We start from the raw sequence: 5,348 nt of genomic DNA, 5'->3' as shown, positions 1-5,348 counted from the left end.
CTTCAGCCGTTGCAGCTTCGACAATTGCCGGGCCCTGACCTCGGCATTGTCGATCTTCAGCACGTCGACCTCGATGTCGGTCTCGGGCCGATGGGCGTTGACGCCGACCAGCATCTGCTCGCCGGAATCGATCCGCGCCTGCGTGCGCGCGGCAGCTTCCTCGATGCGCAGCTTGGGAATGCCCTGTTCGGTCGCCGCCGCCATGCCGCCGAGCGCCTCGACCTCCTCGATATGAGCAAGCGCGCGCGCCGCCAGATCATGCGTCAGCCGTTCAAGATAGGCCGAACCGCCCCACGGGTCGATGATGCGCGTGGTGCCGGATTCCTTTTGCAGGATGAGCTGGGTGTTGCGGGCGATCCGCGCCGAATGGTCGGTCGGCAGCGCCATCGCCTCGTCGAAGGAATTGGTGTGCAGCGATTGGGTGTGGCCCTGCGTTGCAGCCATTGCCTCGATCATGGTGCGGACAATGTTGTTGTAGGGATCCTGCGCCGTCAGCGACCAGCCAGAAGTCTGGCAATGGGTGCGCAGCGACAACGAGCGCTCGTCCTTGGGCGAAAAATTCTTCTGCATCAGGGTCGCCCACAACAGGCGCGCGGCCCGCAGCTTGGCGACTTCCATGAAGAAATTCATGCCGATGGCCCAGAAGAAGGACAGGCGCGGCGCAAAGCGGTCAATGTCGAGGCCCGCCGCGACGCCGGCGCGGGCATACTCGATGCCATCGGCGATCGTATAGGCGAGTTCAAGGTCGGCCGTCGCGCCGGCCTCCTGCATGTGATAGCCGGAGATCGATATCGAATTGAACTTCGGCATGTTCTTCGATGTGTACGAGAAGATGTCCGACACGATCCGCATCGAGGGTTTCGGCGGATAGATGTAGGTGTTGCGGACCATGAACTCTTTCAGAATGTCGTTCTGAATGGTGCCGGCGAGATCTTTCTGCGCAACGCCCTGTTCTTCCGCCGCGACAATGTAGAGCGCCATGATCGGCAGCACCGCGCCGTTCATCGTCATCGATACCGTCATCTCGCCGAGCGGAATGCCGTCGAAGAGCTGCCGCATGTCGAGAATGGAATCGATGGCGACGCCAGCCATGCCGACATCGCCGGCAACGCGCGGATGATCGCTGTCATAGCCGCGATGCGTGGCGAGATCGAAGGCGACCGACAGGCCCTTCTGGCCGGCGGCAAGGTTGCGTCGGTAAAATGCATTGGATTCTTCGGCCGTCGAGAAGCCGGCATATTGCCGGATGGTCCAGGGCTGCTGGACATACATGGTCGGGTAGGGGCCGCGCACGAAGGGCGGCAGGCCGGGATAGGTGTCGAGATGCGGCAACCCCTTGAGGTCGCTTTGATTGTACAGATGCTTGGCGACGAGCCCTTCCGGCGTGGTCCGCTGGCCTTTGACCTCGACGGGAGCGCGGCGTGGCGGGACCCAGCCGATCTGGCCGAAGTCCGGGATCAAGAGCCGGCTCCGATCGATTGGTCGATGCGGACTGGAAACAGCGCCTCGCAGACGGCAACGCCTTCGGTGAAGGCCGGCCGCCGTTCCGCCGCCAGCGTCTCGACCGGACGTTCGTCTTTCGATGGATAGAGCGTGGTGCCGATGATGGCCCGTTGGCCTGTGCGGTAGGCTGCATTGCGCTGCTCCGCAGCTGCGTGGACGCGCTTCTGGATGCGTCCGTCCTGAAGGCTGGACAGGACACCGCCCTCGGCTTCGATCGTCTGCAATTCCGTCCACGCCAACTCGCACAACTCCGCGGTCAACGCCTCGACGGCGCCGGAACCATAGGCGGGATCGGTGACATGATCGATATGGCTTTCATTGGCCATGATCAGCTGCGTGTTGCGGGCAACACGACGGGCAAAACCCGCCGGCAGACCATGCGCGATCGTGTGCGGCAGGATGGAGATCGAATCGGCGCCGCCGCACGCCGCGGCAAAGCATGCAATGGTGGTGCGCAGGATGTTGGTCTCCGGATCCATCGCCGTCATCATGCGAAACGACGTCTCGGCATGGATATTGGCGGTGGATGTCGGGATCGAACAAGCCTCCTGCACCCGCGCCCATAGCCTGCGCAGTGCTCGCATCTTGGCCGTCGACAGCAACTGGTCCTGGTCGACGCTGAGCGCAAAACCGATATGGGGTGCGGCATAGACAAGCGGCTGCCGCGCCGTCTCGAACATTCTGAGATAGGAGACAGCCGAAGCCAGCATGATGCCAAGTTCCTGCGCTTCCGTGGCGCCGGCATTGTGGAACACGCGCCCGTCAGCTTCCAGCAGCACGCCCGGAACGCCCATCGCGAAGAAGTGCGCCAGCGACTGTGGCATAGAGGCCTGCAGCGCCTCGATCGACATGCGCAGCCGACCGGTTCCCGCGAAGATCGCCGCTGGATCGATGCCGAAGGAGAGGTTGAGCTTTGCCGGGTCCGATCGCCGCTTGCTCAGGAACGCGACCAGCCAGTCGGCCACGGCGCGGCTCCAGGGATGGGCGTCGATGCGAACCTGGATGCGGTTGAGCGGTATGCCGTCCAGCACCGCCTCCAGCGCCTCCGCCGTTCTCGGCAAGCCGTAGCCGAACGCGTTGGGCGCCCCTTCGAAGACCAGCGACAATCCCGTGGCACCCTGTGCAACATCCTCCAGCGCTTGGCTTCTGGCACGGTCGATGTCCGGATCGTCGATGCGCTGGCTGACGATCCATGGCGATTTCGGGTTTGTACGCACGATCGGTTCCGCCGCGGTGCTGCGGTCGTAGAGCGGTTCGATACGGATGTTGTCATCGCTGTGCGAGACCAGCTTTTCCTCGAAGGAAGCGCCTGCCAATGCCTTTTCCGCCAAGGCGAGCCATCGCTGACGCTCGGCGTTCTCGGGTTCCACGTCCTGGATCAAGGCTCCGGCGCCCATCCGTCCTCCTCGTTTCATGCGGCCGCACCAGCCGGGAGCGGTTCAGTCTACGGTCCCCGGTCCGATATCGCAATGCAATGCGCTTTCAGAGACCGGATTCGATCCATCAGATATAGGTCAGTCCGCGTGGACGACGATTGCCAAACAGCGGCAAAATCCGCAAGCTCCAAAAACCCGATCTGAACGAATGGGGCCGATTTGGGCGAATGGCCCGGATTTGGACGAATGGCCCCGATTTGGACGAATGGCATTGTCGCTGTGCAATGGCCTCACTATACCTGCGGCAAGGCCACTGGCTTTAGACACATCAGTTTGCGGAGACCGGACATATGGCTGACGAGACCAGTATTTTCATCGGCGCCAGCCGAAAGCCCGACGACAGCTATCAGCGTGCCGAGCAGTTGTTGCTGCGATATGGGAATCGTCACGGCCTGGTGACCGGCGCCACCGGCACCGGCAAGACCGTCACCTTGCAGATCCTGGCCGAAGGATTTTCCAACGCCGGCGTGCCGGTGTTCTGCGCGGACATCAAGGGTGATCTGTCGGGCATCGCGATGATGGGCACGGCACAGGATTTCCTCGTCAAGCGGGCCGAACAGGTCAAGCTCGATCCGTATGACTTCCAGGAATTTCCCGTTATCTTCTGGGACTTGTTCGGCGAGCAGGGTCATCCGATCCGCGCCACGGTCTCGGAAATGGGGCCGTTGTTGCTGTCGCGCCTGATGAACCTGACCGAGGCGCAGGAAGGCATCATGAACATCGCCTTCCGCCTGGCGGACGAGGAAGGCTTGCTGCTGCTCGACATGAAGGATCTGCAGGCGCTGCTCGCCAACATCGCCGAGCGCGCCGACGAGATCGGCTCGCGCTATGGCAACGTGACGAAGCCATCGGTCGGGGCTATCCAGCGCACGCTGCTGGTCCTCGAACAGCAGGGGGCCGCAAACTTCTTCGGCGAACCGGCACTGCGTATCGCCGATATCATGCGCACCACCCGCGACGGACGCGGCGCCATCAGCGTGCTTGCCGCCGACAAGCTGATGATGAATCCGCGGCTCTACGCGACCTTCCTGCTATGGCTGATGTCGGAGCTGTTCGAGGTGCTGCCGGAAGTCGGCGACCCCGACAAGCCGAAGCTGGTGTTCTTCTTCGACGAGGCCCATCTTCTGTTCGACGAAGCACCCAAGGTGCTCATCGATCGCGTCGAACAGGTCGTCCGACTGATCCGCTCGAAAGGCGTCGGCGTCTATTTCGTCACCCAGAACCCTTTGGATATCCCTGAAAAAGTCCTGGCCCAGCTCGGCAATCGCGTCCAGCACGCGCTGCGCGCCTATACACCGCGCGAGCAGCAGGCAGTCCGGACGGCGGCCGAAACGTTCCGGCAAAATCCCGATTTCGACTGCATGACCGCCATTACACAGCTTGCCACTGGCGAGGCGCTGGTCTCGACGTTGGAAGCCAAGGGTGTTCCGTCCATGGTGCAGCGGACACTGATCCGCCCGCCATCCTCGCGGCTTGGGCCCATAACGGCCGCTGAGCGGCAAAAGCTGATCCAGGAAAGCCCGGTCGCCGGCCAGTACGATCAGGCCGTCGATCGCGAATCGGCTTTCGAAATGCTGCAGAAAAAGGCCAAGGACGCGCAGGATGCCGAAGAGCAGGCCCAGCAGGCCGGCAGCGGCGGCTCGCGCTGGACCATTCCGGGCTTCGGCAATGACGATCCCGCGCCGCAATCCGGTGGCAGGCGCACATCTGCACCGCGCCCGTCCAACCGCCAGACGGTCGCAGAGGCGGCGATCAAGTCGGTGGTGCGCTCGGTCGGCTCCTCGGTCGGTCGGGCAATCGTGCGCGGCATTCTGGGGAGCTTGTCGCGCGGGCGGTGACTGGAGGCAGCGGGCGCCGCTGCCTAGTCAGCTCAGAAAATCGAATTCGTGATCGCCTTGACCGGTCCAAGCAGCACCGAACCGTCCGGCACGCCGGCATCGATCGGGATCGCCTGTCGGTTGGCCGTCGCCACCATGGGTTGGCTGGCGTCGCTGGTCACGATGACCGGCGTCTTCGAGGGCACGCGATCATAGAGGTCGATAATGTCCTGGTTCATCAGACGCACGCAGCCTGACGACACCGACTTGCCGATCGAGCGCCACTCCGGCGAGCCGTGCAGACGGTAGAGCGTGTCGACATTGCCCTGGAACAGATAGAGCGCGCGTGCACCGAGCGGATTCTTCAGGCCGCCGGGCATGCCGCCATTGTCGGCGCTGTAGGGTTTCAGTTCCGGCTGGCGGGCTATCATTTCGTCCGGCGGCGTCCATTTTGGCCATTTCTGCTTCCACTGAACGACGGCGTCGCCGGACCATTCGAAGCCGGCGCGGCCAAGGCCGACACCGTAGCGTATCGCCTGACCGCCTGGACGAACCAGATAAAGGAAGTGGCCGGTCGTATCGACGACTATGG

The 5,348-nt window shown here is 63.0% G+C and carries 4 protein-coding genes; 1 reads left to right on the top strand and 3 read right to left on the bottom strand.

Going from position 1 to position 5,348, the window contains the following annotated elements:
• Together scpA and ENZ75_RS19505 are read right to left on the bottom strand one after the other, a co-directional pair.
• Positions 1–1,461, bottom strand: a 1,461-nt coding sequence (gene scpA / locus ENZ75_RS19510; protein WP_128278253.1) for a methylmalonyl-CoA mutase, incomplete at its 3' end; no start/stop codon positions are given.
• Positions 1,458–2,900 carry a methylmalonyl-CoA mutase subunit beta gene (locus tag ENZ75_RS19505; RefSeq protein WP_013532672.1) on the bottom strand — a complete coding sequence of 481 codons (1,443 nt, stop codon included), beginning with the start codon at positions 2,898–2,900 and terminating at the stop codon, positions 1,458–1,460. The genes ENZ75_RS19505 and scpA, both read right to left, overlap by 4 nt.
• Before the next feature lie 329 nt (positions 2,901–3,229).
• Here ENZ75_RS19505 and ENZ75_RS19500 point away from each other — a divergent pair, with 329 nt between their 5' ends.
• Positions 3,230–4,777 carry a helicase HerA-like C-terminal domain-containing protein gene (locus tag ENZ75_RS19500; RefSeq protein WP_128278252.1) on the top strand — a complete coding sequence of 516 codons (1,548 nt, stop codon included), beginning with the start codon at positions 3,230–3,232 and terminating at the stop codon, positions 4,775–4,777.
• Positions 4,778–4,809: 32 nt separating this feature from the next.
• On the opposite strand, the gene ENZ75_RS19495 is transcribed toward ENZ75_RS19500, so the two are convergent.
• Positions 4,810–5,348 (bottom strand): L,D-transpeptidase (locus tag ENZ75_RS19495; RefSeq protein ID WP_164887872.1); only part of this gene is annotated, 539 nt, incomplete at its 5' end.

Source organism: Mesorhizobium sp. M7A.F.Ca.CA.002.04.1.1 (assembly GCF_004022805.1).
In the GTDB taxonomy this organism is placed as follows: Bacteria; Pseudomonadota; Alphaproteobacteria; order Rhizobiales; family Rhizobiaceae; genus Mesorhizobium; species Mesorhizobium ciceri.
The sequence above is the reverse complement of the archived record's forward strand: the minus strand, read 5'-3'. Positions and strand labels throughout refer to the sequence as shown.

What these genes read in the sequence shown, in the direction of transcription:
- ENZ75_RS19500 (WP_128278252.1), top strand. Translation starts at nt 3,230, where the DNA reads ATGGCTGACGAGACCAGTATTTTCATCGGCGCCAGCCGAAAGCCCGAC.
- ENZ75_RS19505 (WP_013532672.1), bottom strand. Translation starts at nt 2,900, where the DNA reads ATGGGCGCCGGAGCCTTGATCCAGGACGTGGAACCCGAGAACGCCGAG.